This window comes from Paenibacillus sp. M-152, from assembly GCF_003856555.1.
GTDB lineage: Bacteria > Bacillota > Bacilli > Paenibacillales > Paenibacillaceae > Paenibacillus > Paenibacillus polymyxa_C.
On the sequence record NZ_CP034141.1, the window covers coordinates 4,583,911 to 4,604,728 of the forward strand.

Consider the following 20,818-nt stretch of genomic DNA (forward strand, 5'->3'; position numbering starts at 1 on the left):
CCCTCTCTTGAACTTCTTGTGTATCTGTTGGTTATCTAGGACCTATCTTCTCAAATGAACGATGGCCTGCAATCCCTGATCGGTATTACGCAGCTTTAAGCGACCACCTATAGTCTTCAGATATGCATCCATATGATACAGACTGAACGTATGCTCCTGCGCATTTTGGGAATAATCCGGCTGGAAATAGCTCCAACGCATCTTATCATCAATCCCGCCGCCTGTGTCTTCAATGATAATCATAATTTCAGCTTCCTCCAAGCGTGAGCTAACCTTAAGCATAAGAGATTGCCGCTTGGACCGCAGACCCGTTCGGCCCCGTTCCTGACCCTCTAGCTGCTCTCCATCTCGGTTCATGGCCTCTACTGCATTTTCCAGCAACCCCTGAATCGTTTTGTACAGCATAGGTGCTTGTGCTGCAATGGATGGAACTGGCTCTTGCCGCGTGATCACTTGAATGTGCTTCATATTCAGCGAACGGTTCGCCCATTTCAGTGATTCGGACAATACCTCGTTCATATCCGTGAAGCTAATTCCACTATTATCATGCATTTTCTCTTCCAGCTCATCACGTAAGCTACGGACACCTGTCAGTAACTCTCCAAGTGAGGATTCCTGTCTGAGACGGCCCTGGATGAAATTTTCATTCAGCTCGCGGAAATACTCCAGTTCCTCATGAGATGCTCCTTTTCCCTGACTGGAAGCCACTTCAAAGCGGTTGGCTAGATCTTGGTAAAATCCCAACAGCTTTAAATCATCGCCGCCCGTGAGACGGCTAGTCTGTTCTTGCAGCTCTTGCAGCTGCTGCTCAATCGTCTGCATTAACGGCAAATAATACGTGTCCTGCTGCTGTCGCATATCTTCATCCCGCCGCTGGTCACGCACTTGATTGTTCACGATGGCATCTTTCACAATCCGTTTGCGGAACTGGATGAGCATGGCCCACAGAATCATGAGTATTAGAGCCATCACCATCCACAACTGTTTGCGAAAGGAGCTAATTCGCTGGGCAGTGTCCTGACTAATATCCTTAACCGATATGTAAAGGGCCTCTTCCCCAATGCGGCTGAATCCTATTCCGTATTTCTCTCCACGATCTTCAACGATACCCGTATTGCCCTCCAGCAGCTTACGGGTTACACCCGTGATGTCCGTCCGGTTGATATCCGGAGTATTTCGGGAAGCTACGATCTTGAATTGACCGTTATAAAATAAAGTATCATGCTGATTCACCGGCTTACTTTTAATAATTCCACTAAGCATCTCAGCGTCAACCGTACGCACCATAAAACCGCCCGTCTGCGCCCCTTGAATCCTGCACGCTATGTACTGGGCAGGCTGATGATCCTCAGTCACAAAAGAGCTTACCGCACAACCATTTTGCAGCCACTTAATCTGCTGGACTGCACTCTTCATCTCACGATTGCCACGTCCGGCCATCACATGATACTGTTCATCCAGCACATAAAAAGACCCGCTTTCACGCTTAAACCCCTCAGCATACTGGCGTGTTCCCTGATTCAGTATCTCTCTGCCCAGACTGGACGACAGCTCTTTCAGTTCAGCCTGCCATGCGGCATAACGCTCCGTTATGCTGCCAGACAGTTCCTGTACCTCGTACTGGAGCTGCTCATTCTGAATCTCCGCCAACTGACCGCTGAATTGCCGCATGACAAACCATTGTAGCACAGCGGCCAAGAACACGGTCACACACAGGACGATCAGGTACAGGATCAGCTTTTGCCAGCTTGGTCTCAACAAAGCCCATTGCTTCATGCCCTGTCCCCTCCATTTTGTTCAAGACGGCTCAAAATTGCTTGCATCAGGCATTCCAGCTCGTAGCTGACCAGCGGTAGACGCGCGCATAGCAACCGGGGAGTGCGACGCTGGAGTGCGGCAAACCTCGCAGCGGTTTCCGTTGCCCCGTCCGTCAGCAGAATCAACTCGCATGTTTTTGCGATATACAGGCGATCCAAATCTTCCTCGCTGTATGCTCGCAAATCAACAACGTAAATATCATGACGGTCGTCCATATGCTGAAGTGCGCTGGAGACAGCCAAGGTCACCCCTGTATGTCGCGCAGCATGATATTCGTGAAGAAGACGCATCCCTTTTTCCCAGAGCGCATGTTCAGCCGAATCAAATCGTTCACAAAAAAGACGCAACGCCCGTTCTGTACTGACATCTTTCAAAAATGCCAAAACGCTGATATTATACATGTAGTTCCTCATTTCTTACTTCCTGATTGGAGTTGCGCAGTTCTTATGACACCCCAAAACATTCTATTTGTTGACGACAGTCCAATGGTTCTGTCCCTGCTTGAACGGACATTGATGCAAGAAACATTCACCTTACATACCGCTCACACGCCTAAAGAAGCCCTGCAAGTGCTGGAAAAGTATCCGATTGATGTAGTCGTTTCCGATCTGCTTATGCCTGGTTTGGACGGAATTACGTTCCTTCGTATGATTAAGAAGGATTATCCGCATATCGTACGCATCATTTTATCTGGTCACCTGCATACGCAGTCTATTTTATCGGCCATTAATCAAGTCGGCGTGTTCCGTTTTCTAACGAAACCGCTCGAGCTGGATGATGATACGCTAAAAAAGATACTGTATGAGGCGCTTGATCAGGCTAGGCTCAATCGAAACAGCCTCTATGCAAACCAGAACGTCGCATCTGACCTATCGGTATTTATAAACAGCATTTTGAATGCTCCGTACCGACCGTATGTACTGCTGAATGATCAAGATATCGTAACTGCCGTACACATTGCACTTGCTGAGCTGTATCCTGTCGGCTGCTCACTGCGTCATCCTGACGGTGAAGGTATTCAGTTAACTCCGCATTCATTATATATACCGTATGAGGAGCCGGAATCTTCCGATCCCGACTTGTACTCGCTGGATACGCTGACCCTCGGTCATTCATCGTTACGCCTTATCCGCCTTAGCGAGATCGCCTGAGTGACGGGTGCCGCCCTTTAACATGGCGGCTACCCCAATCACAGTCAGGCAGGTATACATCCACAACATCCCCGCCGTCAGCAGCGGATGGCGGATGTAGTTTTTCACATTCCTCCATGTATACAACACCGGACGGAAGAAGTACCAACGTTCCAACGCCTTTCGCAATCCGCCCTCTTCAGATGACATTGTACGATCCATTACCGAGAAGTAGTAGGCTTTTTTACGTAATACATCCTGCAGATATACCTGTTTTTCGTCATGATATACCCGTGTAAAAACCGCCCGGCGAATGACTCCGCCAGACTCTATATAGCGCAAGGTCGGCTGTATTTCTTCAAAAGCAATCTGCTCCGCATTAAATCCGCCTGTCGATTCGTAAGCGCTCATTCGCCAGAAGCGTGCTGCTTCAATGGAGCGTTTTCCCAAGGTCTCTCCCGCGTTGTTAATGACATTTCGCTCGAAAACTTTCACTTTGGAAAAAAAATTATTTGCTTCCGAATATGCCTCCTCCGGAACAACCAAGGCGCCAATATCTTGATGATTGTCAAAAAAGTCGATGCTCTGCTGAATCAGATGTTCGGCTAAAATCATATCGGAATCCAATACAAATATGTATTCAGCCCCCAAGTGTTTCGCTTCCTCAACCGCCCTGACCCTCGCAACTCCCCGCTCTCCATGAGGAAGCTCTAGTATCGTTACGGGTACCGAACTTCCTGCTGACAGCATACGAATCGTCTCAACCGTCCGGTCATTGGAGCCATCATCAGCAACTACAATATGCAGATCCTTGTAATTTTGCCCTAAACAGCTTCGCAAACAAGGCTCTATCGTACGTTCATTGTTGTACGTGGAGAAGAGAATGACCACTTTGTCCACTCTGTTCCGCCTCCTCTGTCCAATTCTCCATCAACTGCTCAAACGCGGCAGCTGTATGATCAAAATGGAATCTTAGCGCATATTGATACGCTCGCTCACGGATGGCCATGTAATCTTCGCCACCCTTTGCTGCTCTTTCCATTTGTTCAGATAATCCCCGAATATCGCCGTGAAAGCATAAATATCCGCTTTTTCCGAAATCCGTCGCATCCACCAGACCGGGTGAATTGCTGACAATACTGGGCGTTCCAACGGCTGCCGCTTCCGTAATCGTTAACCCCCAGCCTTCACGCAGGGAGGGAAACACAAGCGCATGGGCACGACTCATCAGCTCCAGCTTATGCTCTGCTGAAACAAATCCGTAAAAGGTAATATCTGCTTGGGATTGTCCTTGTTCATCCGGTTCTCCGTATGTCAATTCATACCGCTCTATAATCGGTAATAATTGTTCTGTCACATAGGTTTTATCGGTTTTTCCAGCAATCCATAACATAGCCTGGGGGAACTTTTCCTTGAGCTGCCCAAAGGCTTCAACGACCAGATCAATGCCTTTATATTTAACGAAGCGTCCGGCATACATAAAGGTCGGGTTAGACTCCTTTATTAAAAATTGTTCACGCGGCCAATGATCAAACTCAATGCCTTCCGGTAAAAGGTGAACACGATCCGGGTGAAAGCCCAGCTTAAGCAGATCATACCGGGTAGACGGGGATACGGTGAGCGTCCGATCCTTCCGAGCCAGCTTAAGCATCAGGGGCTCCATATGAAATCCAATCATATTTAGCGGAAATCGAGCATTTTCATACCATATTTCCCTTGTTAGCTGGTGTATGAAAAAGATCCGCTTGGAGGCCTCCACCCAAAATCGGGTAAAGAACTGATGCGTATTCGCCTGATTAATTACATAGTCAATCTGCTGCCGATGAAGACGGTAATAGCGCATCGCATAATAAATAACACTGTATATGTTTCCTTTTCGAATATACGTAATACCGTCAATGACTTCATGCTCAGGCATCCCCTCAAATTGGGGTGAGAAATGAATGAACTGAAAACGGCCTTGCTGTGTGCGTTTCAGCATTTCATGGGTGAAAATTTCTGCTCCCCCGCTTTTCGGAGAACGAATGTCACGCCAGGAAAGCAATAGAACGACGGTTTTACCGTTCTGTTCAAGTATGGTATTCATGGGGTGAATCCCCCCTTATCTTTATTTTGAATAAATATATATAGGCATCTATCACAAAATAGAGAGACATTGCCCCATAAACAATGAACTCTGACAGCAAAAAATCTACTGGGTCTGTGTGAGACATATGAAAGGCTGCTACTAAAACAGCTGCTCCTGCTACCAGACTAAATATAAATTTGCGTCTGCCCACCAATACGTGCACATGCACAAAAAACATCACGATGGAAAATAGCCAGTACACCCAACCCCCCCATGGAATATAGACCTCAGCTAACTGGTAAGAAGCTCCGAATAATATGGGAATAGACGTTGGGAACACAAAGGTCGTGCCCACATATACACACAGCGCAGCAACAGCCATTAACCCAGCATAGATGGCAATTAACTTGCCCAAAGCCTGGCGGTCATGCCCCTGCGCACCGATCTTGGGAATAAAGGCCGCGATCAGGCTGTAGGAAACGTAATAGACCAATTGGCTGTACTTCAGCGCAATGGCATAGCTGCTGGCTTGCTCGGGAAAGTAATGCTGTACATACAACATGTCGATGGAGATACAAAATAGAATGAATAAATTCGTCATAAGGCTATCGGTAAAATCCTGACCTAGCGACTTCCATAACCCAGAAGGGATACGTTCTCCACTGTGTGTAGATAAGGATAAGCCACGAGCCGAAACGATCCAGCCGTGAAGCAGCGACAGCAACATTCCTCCGCAACTTGCCAACAGTAGCGCTTCTAGCTTTAAACCTAGTGCGGCCAGGACAAAAAACAGGCTCAGTTTCCCTAATACCTCAGTGTAATAATTCACATTGAGCGCTAGCATGCGTTCCCTACCCTGTAAATCTCCGCGACATGAACTCACGAGAATATGCAATCCGATCAAGGCATACAGCATGAACAGTGGGCCAGACTCAACACCCAATAGCGAGCGCAGCAACGGATGAACGGAAAGTAAAATGATCATGGCAAGCACAGTTAGCACTAGAGGTGCTTTTAGTAATAGAGAACCGAGCGGTAAGCTGCGTAGCGGAAGCTTCTTGTCACCCTTGGATACCAGCTTGGCGGTTAATAGCTGGATGGATAAGCCCAAAACGGACAGCAGTGCAAAGAGGGCCAGCAGCGCGTTCGCCTGACCATAGGCTTGTCCGGTAAGATACCAGCTCGCTGCAATGTGGAAGAAAAAATTAAATCCGTTAAGCAGCACATTAAAGAGGGGAAACATCAACGAACGCAGTCGGTTGTTCACGTGGTTATCTCACCCGCCGATCCAGTCGCCAAATCTCAATGATAGAGCGCAAAAAACGAATGGAATCTTTCCAGACATGAATGTGCGAGCCATCTCGGTCAATGCATTTGACGGGTAATTGCAGCACACGGAGCTGAAGTCGCTTGGCAATAAACATCATCTCCAGATCCAGCGCCAGTCCGAGTTGTTCCTTCAAATGTGGAAACATCCGCTTCACGGCAACCGAACTCATCACTTTAAGACCCGTCTGGGAATCTACCACACCTGTTGGTAAAAAGGGGCGAGAAACGACCCTTTTGCCAAAGCTGACGATAGATCGCAATAAAGAGCGATTCTCGGCGGTCATATCTTTGGTTCCAATCACAACATCATAGTAGCCCTGCTGAACAACATTAATCATTCTGGCAATGTCCTCAATAAAAAAGGAATCGTCCGCGTCCACAAATACGTAGTAATCCGCACCGATGGTCCGCATTCCTTCGAGATACGTCCCTGCCTTGCGCGTATTGCGTCCCAATTCCCTTGTTTGAAGCAGCGGACTCAGGTTCTGGTTAATCCGGTTTACGGACAAGTCAGTTGCCGCCTCCAGCGCTTTAATCAAGGCATTCGTGCCATCGTGACTACCATCATCAATGAGATAAATCGAACCCTCTATAATATGGCTGCGGATAAAGGTTTGCAGTCGCTCAGCAAAGGTTTTGACATGAACAAAACGTTTCTCTTCGTTATATACAGATAAGATGAATGCAACATGTTGGCTTTTGGTCGAATACTCGGGATAGAGCAAGCTTTGTATTTCAGAAATGATTTCTTCGGTATCATTGGCTTGCCAAAATAGCAGACGCAATCGGCCTACTCCGATAATTTGCACCATATGCTGATCACTGAACGGAAAGGTTACATCCGTCACCAATAGCAATGGCATTTGCGGAAATTGGCTACGGATCTGATTAGCTTTCCGCACGGCTTGCCCCGGCTCCCTATAATCAATCAGGCAGCAACATGCATCCTCGTAGACTGAAGCGGTCTCCGTGTCCTCGCACTGTATATATTGGTAAAAACAAATCACATTGGGATAATCAATAGCCCTGTTGTTATCGCTAAAAATGGCTATAGGTCCCTGCACACAAACCTCTCCTTTTCCTCCGAATAATTCTATTTTGTTGAAAAAGAATTAAAAATGTTTGCTTAGCAAGATTAAATTAATGTCCAAATACTTCATATTTTCTTAACAAAATAGCTCACATCCCTTGATATATAAACATTTAAGAGAAGAAAAATCTATTTTCATATTTGATAAAAACAGAGTATTTGGACCTGATTCATTAGGACTATAAACGTGCGAATTACAAGATGAATCCGAAACTGAAATTAGTTCTATAAGATTAATAAGAAGATATATATATGGTCTTTTTGTCATAGATAAATAGAAGAATAAAACCAATTTGCATGTCCATACTATGGATAACATGTCATCTTTCATCATGAATAATTATCAAAATACAGGGAAAGAAGGTCTTTTTATGGAAGCATTCCATGTCAATCGTGATGGGTCATTATCTACTCCCTTACGAGGAAAGGACGTGCTAGCAAACCCTCTTTTGAACAAAGGAGTGGCATTTACAGAAGAAGAACGCAAAGAACTGGGCCTGGAAGGAATTCTTCCTCCCACTGTCCTTTCATTGGAGAAACAGAGCGTTCGGGCATATCAGCAATTCTTGGCACAACCCACCATGCTGCGTAAAAATGCCTCACTTAACGACCTTCACAATCGAAATATCGTACTCTACTATCGACTGCTAACCGACCATTTGAGTGAAATGCTGCCCGTAGTCTACACACCGACTGTAGGAACCGCCATTCAAGAATACAGCCATGAGTACAACCGCCCTGGGGGCGTATATTTATCGATAGATAATCCGAACGGTATTGGACAGGCGTTTTATAATACCGGTTTGAGTAGTGAGGATGTTGACCTGATCGTCGTGACGGATTCGGAAAGTATTTTGGGGATTGGTGACTGGGGTGTCGGGGGAATTAACATTGCTATTGGCAAACTCGCTGTATATACAGCTGCGGCAGGCATTCACCCCGGGCGGGTGCTGCCCATTGTACTGGATGTCGGCACGAATAACGAGAAGCTGCTGAATGATCCCCTGTACATCGGAAACCGCCATAAACGAGTTCGCGGGGAAGCCTATAATCAATTTATTGGTACCTTTATCAGCAAAACGTTAACACAATTCCCGAAGGCGCTTTTGCATTGGGAGGATGTGGGTAGCGTGAACGCACGACACATTATAGGGAAGTACGGTCAAAACATTCTCACCTTCAATGATGATATCCAGGGCACAGGAGCAGTGACATTAGCTGCGATTGTTTCGGCGGTAGGTGTCACTAAAACTCCGCTACGTGAACAAAAAATACTTGTCTTTGGTCCAGGGGCAGCAGGAATCGGTAACGCCGACCAAATACGGGGTGCAATGATCGAGGACGGGCTTCCTGAAGAAGATTCATTCAAGGCATTTTGGGCCTTTGATTATCGCGGACTGTTAACAGACGATATGGAAGATGTACTGGATTATCAGAAACCATATGTGCGTAAAAAGGAAGAAATCAGCTCATGGGCCCGATCGGAAGATGATAAAATACCGTTGCTGGAGGTCATCCGTCAGGTAAAACCCACAATCTTAATTGGAACTTCCGGTGTAGCGGGTGCCTTTTCTGAAGAGATTATCAAGGAAATGGCAAAGCATGTGGAACGACCGATCATTATGCCCATGTCTAATCCTACCAACCTTGCTGAAGCGGTACCCGAAGATTTGATACGATGGACTGATGGCAAAGCATTGATTGCTACCGGAAGTCCCTTTGAGCCCGTCACCTATAACGGTACGAAGTTTGAAATTGGACAGGCGAATAATGCCTTTGTCTTCCCGGGGCTAGGTCTGGGCGCAATTGTGGTCAAGGCCAAAAGAATCACCCCTTCCATGTTTACCGCAGCAGCTGATTCCGTTGCCAACGCCGTAGATTCGAATGAACTTGGCGGTGCACTGCTGCCTCATATCCAAAAATTACGTGATGTTTCGTTCGCGGTTGCGGTTGCGGTAGCGAAGGCTGCAATTCAGGATCAGGTAGCTCAGGCACACATTTCAGATATTGAACAAGCCATTCGGGATGCGATGTGGAAACCGGAATATGTAAGGGTCAAAGCCGTGGAAAGTGTAATCCAGCACCCTCATAATCCTTGACTGGAATCAAAGCAGTTTGACATAACCTAGGAACGAATGTACAGTATTAGTCAAAAGAATAGGAAAGTCCACTAGGGGAGCCATTATGGCTGAGACAAGAATGAACTTGGACCCTTTGAACCTGATCTAGTTCGTACTAGCGTAGGAAAGTGGAGCCTTCGTATATAAGGTTTCAAGCGTTTTCTGCGCATTGAACCTATGTTGAAGCCGCTCCAGTTTTCGGGGCGGCTTTTTGGCGTTGTTCCGAGAATTGTATCTTACGGGACTTCTTGTTCTCCATTTTTATTGGAGGTGGGGAAATGAGTTTTTCGCAAGAACTTCGTCGGCAGGCGGATGGCATTTTTCAAGCCATTTATGAGCATCCCTTTGTGAGAGGTATTGCTGAAGGAAATTTAACAAAGGAGCAGCTGATTCACTATGTAAAACAAGACTTTGAATATTTGAACGCCTACATGCGGATTTACGGCATCGCGATCTCCAAAAGCACAAGCCGGGAGGATATGGCTGTATTTAACGAACAGATCTCTTTTATTCTCAACAGCGAGGTTCATCCGCATCAAAACTTTTGTGCTATCGCAGGTGTCACCTATGAAGAGATGCAGGGATATCCACTCGCTCCGTCCGCTCATCATTATATCCGCCATATGCTGACAGTCGCACATGAAGGTAGTCTTGGAGAAATCATGGCCGTGCTGCTGCCATGTCCATGGACATATCTTGAGATTGGACGCAGGCTAATGGATGAGGTAAGACCGGACGAGTCTCATCCATTCTATGAGTGGATTTGTTTCTATGGAAACCAGATTGAAGATGTAACATCCAAATATCGCGAGCGTGTGGATGCTTGGGCGAATGTCGCCACGGCTGCCGAGCAAGAGCGGATGATTGAGCATTTTATGCTAAGCTGCCAGCTGGAATATATGTTCTGGGATATGGCTTATAAGCAGGAACAATGGCCCGTCCAGATGCGCGCTACGGTCTTGGAATAATCAGTAGAGATGAGAGAGGATAAACATGATGAGTATATGGGAACAAAGTTATTCGGATCTCCTGACAAAGGTACAAAATAGCAACCCCCTCGTTCATAATATAACCAATGTGGTGGTCACCAACTTTACAGCCAACGGCCTGTATGCGCTGGGCGCTTCCCCGGTGATGGCTTATGCACCCGAGGAAGTAGCAGATATGGCAAAAATAGCGGGCGCCGTCGTGTTAAATATCGGTACGCTGAACCGCGAGCTGGTAGATGCCATGATCATTGCTGGACAATCAGCGAATGCTCATGGTGTTCCAGTTCTGCTGGATCCGGTTGGTGCGGGAGCGACGAGCTTTAGAACCGAGTCAGCACTGCGGATCCTAAAAGAAGTAAAAATCTCACTAGTGCGAGGCAATGCAGCCGAAGTCGCCCATCTAATCGGAGAAGTCCGAGAGATTAAAGGGGTAGATGCAGGCAACAGTGCTGACAGCAGTAATGTCGATCTGGCAGTTCGGGCTGCACAAACGCTCCATACCATGGTTGTCATCACTGGAAAAGAGGACGTCATCACCGATGGGGTCGAAGTACGATTGATTAGTGGCGGAGACGCGCTGCTTACGAAGGTAACCGGAACAGGCTGCCTGCTGACCTCTGTGTTGGGTGCGTTTGCAGCAATTGAACCCAACCTGCTGCTCGCAGGTACAGCAGGTTTGGCATTTTACGGTGCAGCAGCTTCCCGAGCCGCAGCACATACCGCAAAACTGGGGCCAGGCAGCTTCCAGATAGCCTTTCTCGACGAGCTTGCCAAACTACATACTGGTTCGCTGGAGGGGCATGTCACGATCCGTGAAGCTGGAACAAGTACAACAGGTGGTGCGCGATGAGAGACGTGCATGTACCGAGAGCGCTGACGATTGCCGGTTCAGACAGCGGCGGCGGAGCTGGAATTCAAGCCGATCTCAAAACCTTTCAGGAGCTTGGCGTATACGGCATGTCGGCTATTACAGCCATTACGGTACAAAATACCTTGGGAGTTCACGGTGTATATCCGTTGCCACAGGAAGCAACAGCGCAGCAAATCGAAGCTGTAGGATCAGATCTTGGAGTCGATGCCCTGAAGACTGGCATGCTGTTTGACGCGGGCATCATCCGCCTTGTGGCCGAGCAAATTCGAAAGTTCGGCTGGGAAAAGGTTGTCGTCGATCCTGTAATGATTGCCAAAGGGGGCGCAAAGCTGTTGCAACCGGAAGCGGTGCAGGCGTTGAACGACGACCTGCTCCCCTTGGCCTTGGTCGTCACACCAAATATCCCGGAAGCGGAAGCCTTAACCGGGATAAGCATTCGTACGATGAAGGATCGCCGCGAAGCTGCGAGACATATTAGCAGCCTAGGACCCAAGTTCGTTGTGATCAAAGGCGGCCATGATGAGGAGAGCGAAAACAGCGGCCAAGTTGTTGACCTGCTCTTTGACGGAACAGCCTTCACCGAGCTGGGCGGCAAGCGGGTGCGAACTGTCCACACACACGGAACAGGATGTACGTTCTCAGCAGCGATTACCGCTGAATTAGGGAAAGGTGTGTCTGTACCGGAAGCTATAGTGAATGGAAGAGCCTTCATTCAGGCGGCGATTGAGGATACGTTGTATCTGGGCCAGGGACACGGTCCAACCAATCATTGGGCCTACCGCCGTCGTCAGGAGATACCCCAATGAGCGGCCGAATATTACCTGAGATCATGCGGCGGCATTTACAGATGTATCTGGTTGTTGGAAGCGTGAACTGCCTCGCGGAACCAAGTCGGGTTGTGCAGGAGGCTCTTGCTGGCGGTACCACCATGATCCAGTTCCGGGAAAAGGGCCGTAGCGCGTTAACAGGGGTTCCTATGCTCGAACTAGCGCGTCAGCTACAAGATCTGTGCCACTATGCTGGTATCCCTTTTATCGTCAATGACGATGTGGAGCTGGCTCTTGAGCTCAACGCCGACGGTGTTCACATCGGTCAGGACGATGAATCGGCTGATTCTGTGCGCGCCCGAATCGGAAACCGAATCCTTGGCGTCTCCGCCCATACGATTGAGGAAGCACGCCGGGCCATCCTGCATGGTGCGGACTATCTCGGCGTCGGCCCCATCTATCCCACCATCTCAAAGGATGATGCTCATGCGGTGCAGGGTCCAGCCATTTTGCATGAGATGCGCAAATCAGGAATTGATCTGCCCATCGTCGGGATCGGTGGCATTACGGTAGACCGTGTGGGGGAAGTAGTAGGTGCGGGTGCCGATGGTGTAGCGGTGATTTCGGCCGTGACGCAGGCAGAACAGATTCGAGTTGCTGCAGAGGTATTAAAGAAAAAGGTAGTGCTAAGCATCAAACATCCGGGGATGTCCCAAAAGCTATAAAATGCTATGTCCCTTCCTTCACCCCATTATGTCACTTTTATTGTTTACGCAAGAGCCTCATTTCCACTAATAAAGTAGAAATGAGGCTCTATGTTGTCATAAAATTAATCTTTTACAACTTGATTTCTTGTGTTCTTTTTCTCAGCAATAAGTAATCCTAGCAAAATGTACCCCCTGTACAATATTCCCATGAGCAGAACAATACCAACGATTGAAACAAGAATAAGTAGAATATTCGCTACAAATAAAATAATTGCCATAGTCAAAATATCATATCCCCCAAATGATACTGATTTTTAAGCGTTCCTATCCCCAGTGCACTTGAGCTCGTTGAATACCTGATTAACTATAAATATATGTCAATCGTCTTTTCTAATATTCGTATAGCATTCGAGAACAATTAGAAAACGATATTTAATTATATTGGTTTTTGGTTCCCCACTCACATAACCCTTCCAAAACAGGCAATAGTGTTTCCGCTTTTTCTGTGAGACTGTACTCGACTTTAGGCGGAACTTGAGGATACTCTTTCCGGTTCACCAATCCATCCGCTTCCAATTCCTTTAGCTGTGAACTCAATGTTTTGTATGTAATAGCTCCGATTTGTCTTTTCAGATCATTAAAGCGAACCACTTGGTTTTCGGCCAGAAGATAAATAATAACCATTTTCCATTTACCACCAATGACTGACACTGTATAACCAAAAGGTGTATCTTCAATATTTTTAACTTTACCTTTAAATTCAGCCATACTCATATTCACACTATCCTTTCGGGTAGTACCTATCAAATTAGTGCGTACTACGTTTTTATTTGCGTTCAGTTTATACTAACCGTAATTTGAAGTAAAGGAGAGAAAATATGACTAAAACAATACGCCTCTTAATGCCGCAATGGCAAGGAGGAAACAATCCTAACTACTCTTTTGGAGCTGAACTGCTGGCTTGGCTAGCCCCAGACAATGATCAACCCCTTATTCATGTTCCAGTTCAAGCTTATGATGGAACTCCGCTTGCCAACGAGAACGGTATGTATGGGAGAAAACAGCTACTTGAACAATTAGAGGCTGCTCAACATATCATTGACGCTCATAAGCCAGATCGCATTGTAATGTTTGGTGGTGACTGCTTAGTCGAACAAGCCCCGTTTGCCTATTTGAACGAACGATACGGTGGAGAATTAGGGCTAATTTGGATCGATGCTCACAGTGATTTAGTTAGATATGTGGGCTATGATAACGGACATACATTACCGCTTGGAAATCTATTAGGAGAAGGAGATGAGGAGTTCGCAAAACATGTGAAAGTTCCTCTTAAGCCTGAAAATGTCTTTATCGCTGGATTAGCGGCTCCTACAGAAGAAGAGACAAAAGCATTTTCAGAAACATTTCAAAAACTAGGTGTTACTACTATAGAAACAGATGCTGAAGTAATTCAAAGATTAGGGATTCGAACTGCTGGAACCAAAGAGTTGACGATCAGTACCGAATCAATAAAAGAGTGGATTACAGAAAGCGGCATCAAGCACCTGGCGATTCACCTTGATTTAGACGTACTTGATCCAAAAGCATTTCGTTCTTTATTATTCGCCAACCCTGAAGCTCCCTATAATCTTTCTCCTGCAGGAACCATGCAAATATCTCAACTACTTCATCTGATTAAAGAACTATCTGAAGAAACTGATGTAGTTGGGTTAGGTATAACCGAACATATGCCGTGGGATTCCATTAACTTGAAAAATCTGCTTGAGGAAATACCTATTTTAAATAATTAATTCTACTTACGAACTGTGTATGTATTTTGACGTTAATTTTCGTAATGGAATTATGAGAAATTCGTTTGAATTAGAGTATTGTGTAAAGAAAGGACTCCTCGGGGAATTATGCTGTTATGGAGTCCTTTTTTATTTTTATTTACTAATCCCTGAATAGCACACCGATAAGCGAAAAAGAATAACCAGGATATTAGGTGGTCGCTCGCTCTACTAATTTGAATTCCAAAGGATGTAATTCTTCATGAAGCCCCTCTAGGGCATTTCGAATCATGATGAATGCATTTTCCGCTTGTTTGTCAATCGGGTAATGAATGGTGGTTAAATCAAGCAAATGCGAAATTTCGATGTTATCAAAGCCCACCACTGCAACATCACTTGGTACAGAAACACCGAGCCTACGTGCTTCAGTCAAAAGCCCTGCAGCCAAATAATCGGTAGAACAAGCGAAGGCATCAGGCTTATTGGGCTGTTCGCTCCACCAGTGAGCAATTTGTTCACCCGCTTCGATTGAATTTAAATCATAAAAATGCGGGAAGGCATCAGCGTTCAAATCATATTTTTTGCAAAAATCATGATAAGCCCGTATGCGCTCCTTCGTATTCAGTCCCCTCATATTCCCGTATACATTCACAATGCTGCGGTAGCCTCTGGCATACAGATGCTCCAGCGCAAGCATGTACCCCTGATACTGATCCATAAATACAGATGGGATTGCATCAATGTTTACACGCTGCCACGTCACAATTGGACCATATTTGGTATAGTGTTCAATCACGCTCCATTCATTGACGCGAATCATACAGACCAAGGCGTCCAGTTGCTTTCTCCGCAGCATTTCCAGTGCTTCAAGCTCCCGCTCCTTCTCTCCATTCGTAATAAATAGTGCCATATTAAAACCATGCTCCTGAGCATAGGTTGTAAATCCACGCACAAATGAACCCAATGAATCATTAAAAGAAATTGAAATAATTCCTATGAGCTTGGTCATGCCCTTTTTTAATGAAACCGCATTCAAATTAGGTACATAATCCAGTCGGTCTATGACCTCCTGTACACGCTGCCTTGTCGGTTCACTTACGTACGGATGGTTATTAATGACACGGGACACCGTTGCCGAGGATACGCCCGCCAGCTTTGCAATTTCATGAATATTTGCCACATTTCTCACCTCGTTCTTTCTATTTTAGCATGTTCGTGTTTAGCATGTTCGTGGTCCCGTCCCTACAATTGTCACCTTCCCCAAATAAGTTTTTTAAAAGCGCTTGACCTGTAATGCATTACAGGGATTACAGTGAATTTGAGCTTAAGAAAGCGGTTTTAAAAAACATACTCAGGAGGCACTAACCATGAAAAAAGGCATAAAGATCGCAACCATTGGCGGAGGCTCCAGCTATACACCAGAATTAGTAGAAGGCTTTATCAAACGCTATGCAGAGCTTCCCATTCGGGAATTATGGCTGGTAGATATTGAGGCAGGACGCGAAAAGCTGGAGATCGTGGGGGCCATGGCCCAACGGATGGTGAAGGCCGCAGGCATTGATTGTGAAGTACATTTGACACTGGATCGTCGGGAAGCCTTGAAGGATGCCGATTTTGTCACAACACAATTTCGGGTAGGCTTGCTGGAAGCCCGGATTAAGGACGAAAGTATTCCGTTAAAACACGGCATGATCGGTCAAGAAACTAATGGGGCTGGCGGGATGTTCAAAGCTTTTCGTACCATCCCCGTTATCCTCAGTATCGTTGAAGATATGAAAGAACTGTGTCCGAATGCATGGTTGATTAACTTCACCAACCCTGCGGGTATGGTCACCGAAGCGGTACTTCGTTATGGTAAGTGGGATAAAGTCATCGGATTATGTAATGTTCCAATCGGCGCGATCAAGAGTGCATCGGCTGTACTGGACAAATCGGAAGAAGAGCTGTTCTTTAAATTTGCAGGAATTAACCACCTTCATTGGCACAAAGTTTATGACAAAACCGGAGAAGAATTAACAGAGCAAGTCATCGAAGGATTGTACGCACCTGGTGCAAAACCGGAGAAGGTTGTTGAAAATATTAAGAACATGCGCTTCCTGTATGATCAGGTTCGTCAATTGAAAATGCTGCCTTGTCCTTACCATCGGTATTACTACATGACCGACAACATGCTCAAGGAAGAATTAGAGGAGGCCAAAAACGAAGGAACTCGGGGCCAAGTCGTCAAACGTCTGGAAGAAAGTTTGTTTGAATTGTACAAAGACCCGAATCTGGATTACAAACCAGAGGAATTATCCAAACGCGGCGGTGCACATTACAGCGATGCTGCCTGTGAAATCATTAATTCCATTTATAACAACAAAGGCACATTGATGGTGGTTAGTACACGTAACAATGGTGCGATTGATGATGTCCCTTATGATAGCGCCATCGAAGTAACCAGTGTCATTCGCGCGCATGGTGCAGAGCCTGTAAACTTTGGCAAATTCCCACCAGCACAGCGGGGCCTGCTGCAAGTCATGAAGGCGATGGAAGAGCTGACCATTGAAGCGGCGGTCACTGGTGACTATGCGACAGCACTGCAAGCCTTCACCCTGAATCCGCTCGTTCCAAGCGGGGATATCGCCCAAACCGTGCTGGATGAATTGCTGGAAGCACACAAAGAACATTTGCCGCAATTCTTTGCTCATAAGGAAAAGGCGACAGTATAAACCAGAATCAATCATGCTGCCGGGATACAAAAAAGCTTCCTACATGTAGGAAGCTTTTGCTATACGTCCCAGGAGGGATACTCTCCCTACGGTCGAGACTGCGAAGTTTATGCTAACGATGCTTAGCTCCGACGTCCCCCCAAGGGGTTCTCATCCCACTGGAACACAAAAAATCTTCCTAATATTGAATTAGGAAGATTTTGCTACGTCCCAGGAGGGATTCGAACCCCCGACCGACGGCTTAGAAGGCCGTTGCTCTATCCAGCTGAGCTACTGGGACAAGATGACAATCAATAAAACCTTATGTATTCAGTGCATTAATTATTATATCACATTTTGACCAACTGTCAAAAGCATTTTTTCATTATACAGGAAAGCAGGCTGCAAAAGGAATCATTTGGACGCTAATGGGGTATTATGTACAAAGAACGATGCCAAAAAGGAGGGGTGATCCGTGAGGGGCCTTTTGTCTTCACTTTGTTATTTCAGCATTTTTTTCGCACCTTTTCTGGTGCCGGTCATTGTGTGGATCGCAGTCCGGGATGAATATGTTCAGGGACACGCGAAAAAAGCCATTTTATCGCACATTTTCCCCATTATTGCGGCGATTCCGCTAGTGTATTTTATTATCACTGCCAATCATGCAGGTTCAGTTATCGGGTTTGTACTGCTATTTGTAGTGGTCTATCTCGGCGTTTTTGTTTATAACATCTACAAAGGGATCATGACGCTGCGTGAAGCGGCCTAATTCTAAAAGAAGCCTCCCATATTCGCAAATTTGACGAATACGGAGGCTTCTTTGGGATCAACTTTGATGAGTTGCTTTAGTTCACTGGTAGCTTATTTATTCCCAAAGCGTTTAGGACTTCTGCGTACTTCATGTCTTACGTTTTTCTCCAGCACTTCTTCCGCGAACTCATTGTTATGAATATAACTGCTGCCTTTGTTTTTCTTATACTTCGCTTTGCCGTCTATGATTTCCCCCTCCTTTCACGCTGATCCGGCGATGGCGCCGGTGCCCAAATCAACAAAAGCCGAGGTATAGTACACCATATTCTCATGTCCCGAACTCCTTGGCAAACTCTGTACTAAGCTGCCCATAGGAAAGCAATTCCCTTTTGAATTTTTCCCGTTCCTCACCAGCGGTAATGTGCGTAGAGTCAGTAAAAGCCTTGTCGGTCACTTCCTCAAATGCCGAATGCAGATTATTGTCATACCAATCCAGCTCCAGATCGGCATCATTGCGGATGATCCTTACCATGTCATAGCCAGGCTGACCATCCTTCTGATTCGAGGCTGTGATATAAACCAGCAGTTCCGGGTCATCTGCGGCACCGGGACGCACTTCTACCTCAGCGCAGCGCACTCCGTCAAGTTCAGTGAAGCGGCGTATTTTGGCATCCTTGATGTAGTACATTGTCTCCCTCCTTCCTCACGAGTAAACGGGTTGCCCCATCTGTAGTTTTCGGAACGGACAGACATTTTATGCTTCTTTTCGGCATATATACTGATGAACTGGGGATTTAGTTTTTGATTCATTCCAACACTGGATGAACACGACAAAGAGAGGATGAATAGACATGTGCGGAATTACAGGTTTCATACAGTGGAACGGAGACTTGATGCATCAATCTGAGTTGCTGCTAAATATGACGCAAACGCTCTCCGATCGCGGACCGGATGCTGCGGGTACCTGGATATCCAACCCGTGTGCCTTCGGACACCGAAGACTAAGCGTAATGGACCCGGAAAACGGCGCTCAGCCTATGATCCGGCAGCTTGAGGATATCACTTATACGATTGTATATAACGGGGAAATATATAACGCGCCTGAGCTGAAAAAAGAGCTGCAACAGCGCGGGCATTTTTTCCGTACACAATGCGACACAGAGGTACTGCTCGAATCCTATATCGAATGGGGCCCGGATTGTGTAGATCGGTTGAACGGCATCTTTGCGTTTGCGGTCTGGGATAGTGAGCGGGAGCAGGTATTTCTGGCACGAGATCGCCTGGGAGTGAAGCCGTTATTTTATAGCCAAACCGAAGATGTATTCGTATTTGGCTCCGAACCCAAAGCACTACTCCAGCATCCAGCCGTGGAGGCCGCCGTAGACGCCGAGGGACTAGCAGAAATTTTTATCATTGGGCCTGCACGCACTCCCGGACACGGCGTCTATTCATCGATGAAGGAGCTGCGTCCCGGACATACCCTAACCTACAGCCGTGACGGCGTACGCATCCAAGCCTACTGGAAGCTCGAAAGCATTGCACATGAGGATAACACCGAAGAAACGGCACTCAAGGTACGAGAGCTGTTGATGGATACCGTGGAGCGGCAGCTTATTTCGGATGTACCGGTATGTACCTTATTGTCTGGCGGGCTGGATTCAAGCGCCCTGTCCGCATTAGCCGTCGATTATTACAAACGTACCGGGCAGGGACAAGTTCATACGTATTCGGTCGATTATGTGGACAACGACAAGCATTTTAAAGCCCATGCGTTTCAGCCCGGAGCTGATGCCCCCTGGATACAGCGAATGGTCGATGAATTAGGGACAAATCATCACTGGATTGAATTCGATACACCAGAAGTTGTAGCAGCTCTGAACAACTCCACGCTAACGCGGGATTTACCCGGAATGGCGGACGTGGATTCGTCACTGTATCTCTTTTGCCGGGAGATTAAAAAGGGCGCTACGGTTGCTATTTCTGGTGAAGCAGCAGATGAAGTGTTTGGCGGATATCCATGGTTCCATCGGGAGGATATGCTGAACTCAGGCACATTTCCGTGGGCAGTTGCTCCCGATATGAGAGCGAGTCTGCTATCCCCAGAAGTGCGGGACTGGATCAAACCGCTGGAGTATTTGAACGACCGCTACTCAGAAGCAGTCGGAGAAGTACCAAAGCTACCGGGTGAAACAGGAAAAGCTGCGCAAATGCGCGTCATGTCTTATTTGAACATCACCCGCTTTATGCCTACCCTACTGGATCGCAAGGATCGGATGAGTATGGGGGTGGGACTCGAAGTACGGGTGCCGTATTGCGATCATCGGCTGGTGCAATATGTATGGAACATTCCGTGGAGCATCAAAATTACAGGCGGACGTGAAAAAGGTATTTTACGCAAGGCGCTGGAGGGTGTATTGCCGGATGATGTGCTGTATCGCAAAAAAAGCCCGTATCCCAAAACGCATAATCCCTCCTATCTTGCCGCTGTGAAAAAGCAGGCGCTGCAACTGCTGGACGATTCCTCTTCCCCACTGCTCAAGCTGATCGATGCGCAAAAGGTACGGGATATTGCCGCCTCACCGGAGGCATCCACCAATCTACCTTGGTTTGGCCAGCTGATGTCGGGTCCGCAGTTATTTGCTTACTTGACGCAAGTGGATAATTGGCTTCGCACCTACAAGGTGGCAATTCGATAAAATGTGCTAACTGCCTAAGCCGTA

The 20,818-nt window shown here is 46.7% G+C and carries 19 protein-coding genes, 1 tRNA gene and 1 riboswitch; of the genes, 10 read left to right on the top strand and 10 right to left on the bottom strand.

The features are described from left to right. Nucleotides 1-42 precede the first annotated feature (42 nt). Nucleotides 43-1,776, bottom strand: coding sequence for an ATP-binding protein (locus EGM68_RS19955; RefSeq protein WP_129549877.1), 1,734 nt, complete (start codon nucleotides 1,774-1,776; stop codon nucleotides 43-45). Beyond that, nucleotides 1,773-2,219, bottom strand: a complete 447-nt coding sequence (locus tag EGM68_RS19960) for a hypothetical protein (RefSeq protein ID WP_013372726.1) — start codon at nucleotides 2,217-2,219, stop codon at nucleotides 1,773-1,775. Before EGM68_RS19960 ends, EGM68_RS19955 begins: the two co-directional genes overlap by 4 nt. A gap of 45 nt (nucleotides 2,220-2,264) precedes the next feature. On the opposite strand from EGM68_RS19960, the gene EGM68_RS19965 reads away from it, so the two are divergent. Continuing rightward, on the top strand, nucleotides 2,265-2,969 hold the full coding sequence (locus EGM68_RS19965) for a response regulator (protein ID WP_013372727.1): 705 nt from the start codon (nucleotides 2,265-2,267) through the stop codon (nucleotides 2,967-2,969). Here the strand turns inward: EGM68_RS19965 and EGM68_RS19970 are convergent. The 4 genes from EGM68_RS19970 to EGM68_RS19985 are packed head-to-tail and all read right to left on the bottom strand — an operon-like array spanning nucleotide 2,937 to nucleotide 7,409. Further along, nucleotides 2,937-3,848 (bottom strand): glycosyltransferase family A protein, encoded by a 912-nt coding sequence (locus tag EGM68_RS19970; RefSeq protein WP_129549878.1) that lies wholly within the window; start codon nucleotides 3,846-3,848, stop codon nucleotides 2,937-2,939. The two genes, EGM68_RS19965 and EGM68_RS19970, sit on opposite strands and share 33 nt — an antisense overlap. Next, on the bottom strand, nucleotides 3,808-5,034 hold the full coding sequence (locus EGM68_RS19975) for a glycosyltransferase family 4 protein (protein WP_129549879.1): 1,227 nt from the start codon (nucleotides 5,032-5,034) through the stop codon (nucleotides 3,808-3,810). The genes EGM68_RS19970 and EGM68_RS19975 overlap by 41 nt, the downstream gene beginning before the upstream one ends. After that, nucleotides 5,018-6,283 (bottom strand): polysaccharide biosynthesis protein, encoded by a 1,266-nt coding sequence (locus EGM68_RS19980; protein WP_129549880.1) that lies wholly within the window; start codon nucleotides 6,281-6,283, stop codon nucleotides 5,018-5,020. Before EGM68_RS19980 ends, EGM68_RS19975 begins: the two co-directional genes overlap by 17 nt. A gap of 4 nt (nucleotides 6,284-6,287) precedes the next feature. Continuing rightward, nucleotides 6,288-7,409: a glycosyltransferase gene (locus tag EGM68_RS19985; protein ID WP_013372731.1), complete on the bottom strand. Its 1,122-nt coding sequence runs from the start codon at nucleotides 7,407-7,409 to the stop codon at nucleotides 6,288-6,290. Between the two features lie 397 nt (nucleotides 7,410-7,806). Between EGM68_RS19985 and EGM68_RS19990 the strand changes: the two genes are divergently transcribed. The 5 genes from EGM68_RS19990 to thiE all read left to right on the top strand — a co-directional run bounded on the left by EGM68_RS19990 (nucleotide 7,807) and on the right by thiE (nucleotide 12,907). Next, nucleotides 7,807-9,534, top strand: coding sequence for an NAD-dependent malic enzyme (locus EGM68_RS19990; protein ID WP_129549881.1), 1,728 nt, complete (start codon nucleotides 7,807-7,809; stop codon nucleotides 9,532-9,534). Nucleotides 9,535-9,597: 63 nt separating this feature from the next. Next, a riboswitch (TPP riboswitch) is annotated at nucleotides 9,598-9,699 on the top strand. A gap of 134 nt (nucleotides 9,700-9,833) precedes the next feature. Next, a complete protein-coding gene (gene tenA, locus EGM68_RS19995) occupies nucleotides 9,834-10,523 on the top strand; it encodes a thiaminase II (protein WP_040103031.1) in 690 nt (229 codons plus the stop codon). A 25-nt stretch (nucleotides 10,524-10,548) separates the two neighbouring features. Beyond that, nucleotides 10,549-11,394, top strand: a complete 846-nt coding sequence (gene thiM, locus EGM68_RS20000; RefSeq protein ID WP_013372734.1) for a hydroxyethylthiazole kinase — start codon at nucleotides 10,549-10,551, stop codon at nucleotides 11,392-11,394. Then, a complete protein-coding gene (gene thiD, locus EGM68_RS20005) occupies nucleotides 11,391-12,221 on the top strand; it encodes a bifunctional hydroxymethylpyrimidine kinase/phosphomethylpyrimidine kinase (protein ID WP_129549882.1) in 831 nt (276 codons plus the stop codon). Before thiM ends, thiD begins: the two co-directional genes overlap by 4 nt. Further along, nucleotides 12,218-12,907, top strand: coding sequence for a thiamine phosphate synthase (gene thiE / locus EGM68_RS20010; RefSeq protein ID WP_129549883.1), 690 nt, complete (start codon nucleotides 12,218-12,220; stop codon nucleotides 12,905-12,907). Before thiD ends, thiE begins: the two co-directional genes overlap by 4 nt. A gap of 414 nt (nucleotides 12,908-13,321) precedes the next feature. Here thiE and EGM68_RS20015 read toward each other — a convergent pair whose 3' ends face one another. Then, complete coding sequence (locus tag EGM68_RS20015; RefSeq protein ID WP_013372737.1) at nucleotides 13,322-13,663, bottom strand: winged helix-turn-helix transcriptional regulator; 342 nt, start codon at nucleotides 13,661-13,663, stop codon at nucleotides 13,322-13,324. Between the two features lie 104 nt (nucleotides 13,664-13,767). Here EGM68_RS20015 and EGM68_RS20020 point away from each other — a divergent pair, with 104 nt between their 5' ends. After that, entirely contained in the window at nucleotides 13,768-14,679 is a 912-nt protein-coding gene (locus EGM68_RS20020) for an arginase family protein (RefSeq protein WP_129549884.1), read from the top strand. Between the two features lie 190 nt (nucleotides 14,680-14,869). Here the strand turns inward: EGM68_RS20020 and EGM68_RS20025 are convergent, their stop codons facing one another. Then, nucleotides 14,870-15,838, bottom strand: coding sequence for a LacI family DNA-binding transcriptional regulator (locus EGM68_RS20025; RefSeq protein WP_040103028.1), 969 nt, complete (start codon nucleotides 15,836-15,838; stop codon nucleotides 14,870-14,872). A 187-nt stretch (nucleotides 15,839-16,025) separates the two neighbouring features. Between EGM68_RS20025 and EGM68_RS20030 the strand changes: the two genes are divergently transcribed. Then, on the top strand, nucleotides 16,026-17,369 hold the full coding sequence (locus EGM68_RS20030; protein WP_058830489.1) for a 6-phospho-beta-glucosidase: 1,344 nt from the start codon (nucleotides 16,026-16,028) through the stop codon (nucleotides 17,367-17,369). Between the two features lie 206 nt (nucleotides 17,370-17,575). On the opposite strand, the gene EGM68_RS20035 is transcribed toward EGM68_RS20030, so the two are convergent. Continuing rightward, a tRNA-Arg gene (locus EGM68_RS20035) sits at nucleotides 17,576-17,649 on the bottom strand. 174 nt (nucleotides 17,650-17,823) lie between these two features. Here EGM68_RS20035 and EGM68_RS20040 point away from each other — a divergent pair. Continuing rightward, nucleotides 17,824-18,117: a magnetosome magnetite crystal formation protein family gene (locus EGM68_RS20040; RefSeq protein WP_016324668.1), complete on the top strand. Its 294-nt coding sequence runs from the start codon at nucleotides 17,824-17,826 to the stop codon at nucleotides 18,115-18,117. Between the two features lie 309 nt (nucleotides 18,118-18,426). Here the strand turns inward: EGM68_RS20040 and EGM68_RS20045 are convergent, their stop codons facing one another. Then, nucleotides 18,427-18,786: a hypothetical protein gene (locus EGM68_RS20045; RefSeq protein WP_058710323.1), complete on the bottom strand. Its 360-nt coding sequence runs from the start codon at nucleotides 18,784-18,786 to the stop codon at nucleotides 18,427-18,429. 163 nt (nucleotides 18,787-18,949) lie between these two features. On the opposite strand from EGM68_RS20045, the gene asnB reads away from it, so the two are divergent. Next, nucleotides 18,950-20,794 (top strand): asparagine synthase (glutamine-hydrolyzing), encoded by a 1,845-nt coding sequence (asnB, locus tag EGM68_RS20050; protein WP_129549885.1) that lies wholly within the window; start codon nucleotides 18,950-18,952, stop codon nucleotides 20,792-20,794. The last annotated feature ends 24 nt before the right edge of the window (nucleotides 20,795-20,818 follow it).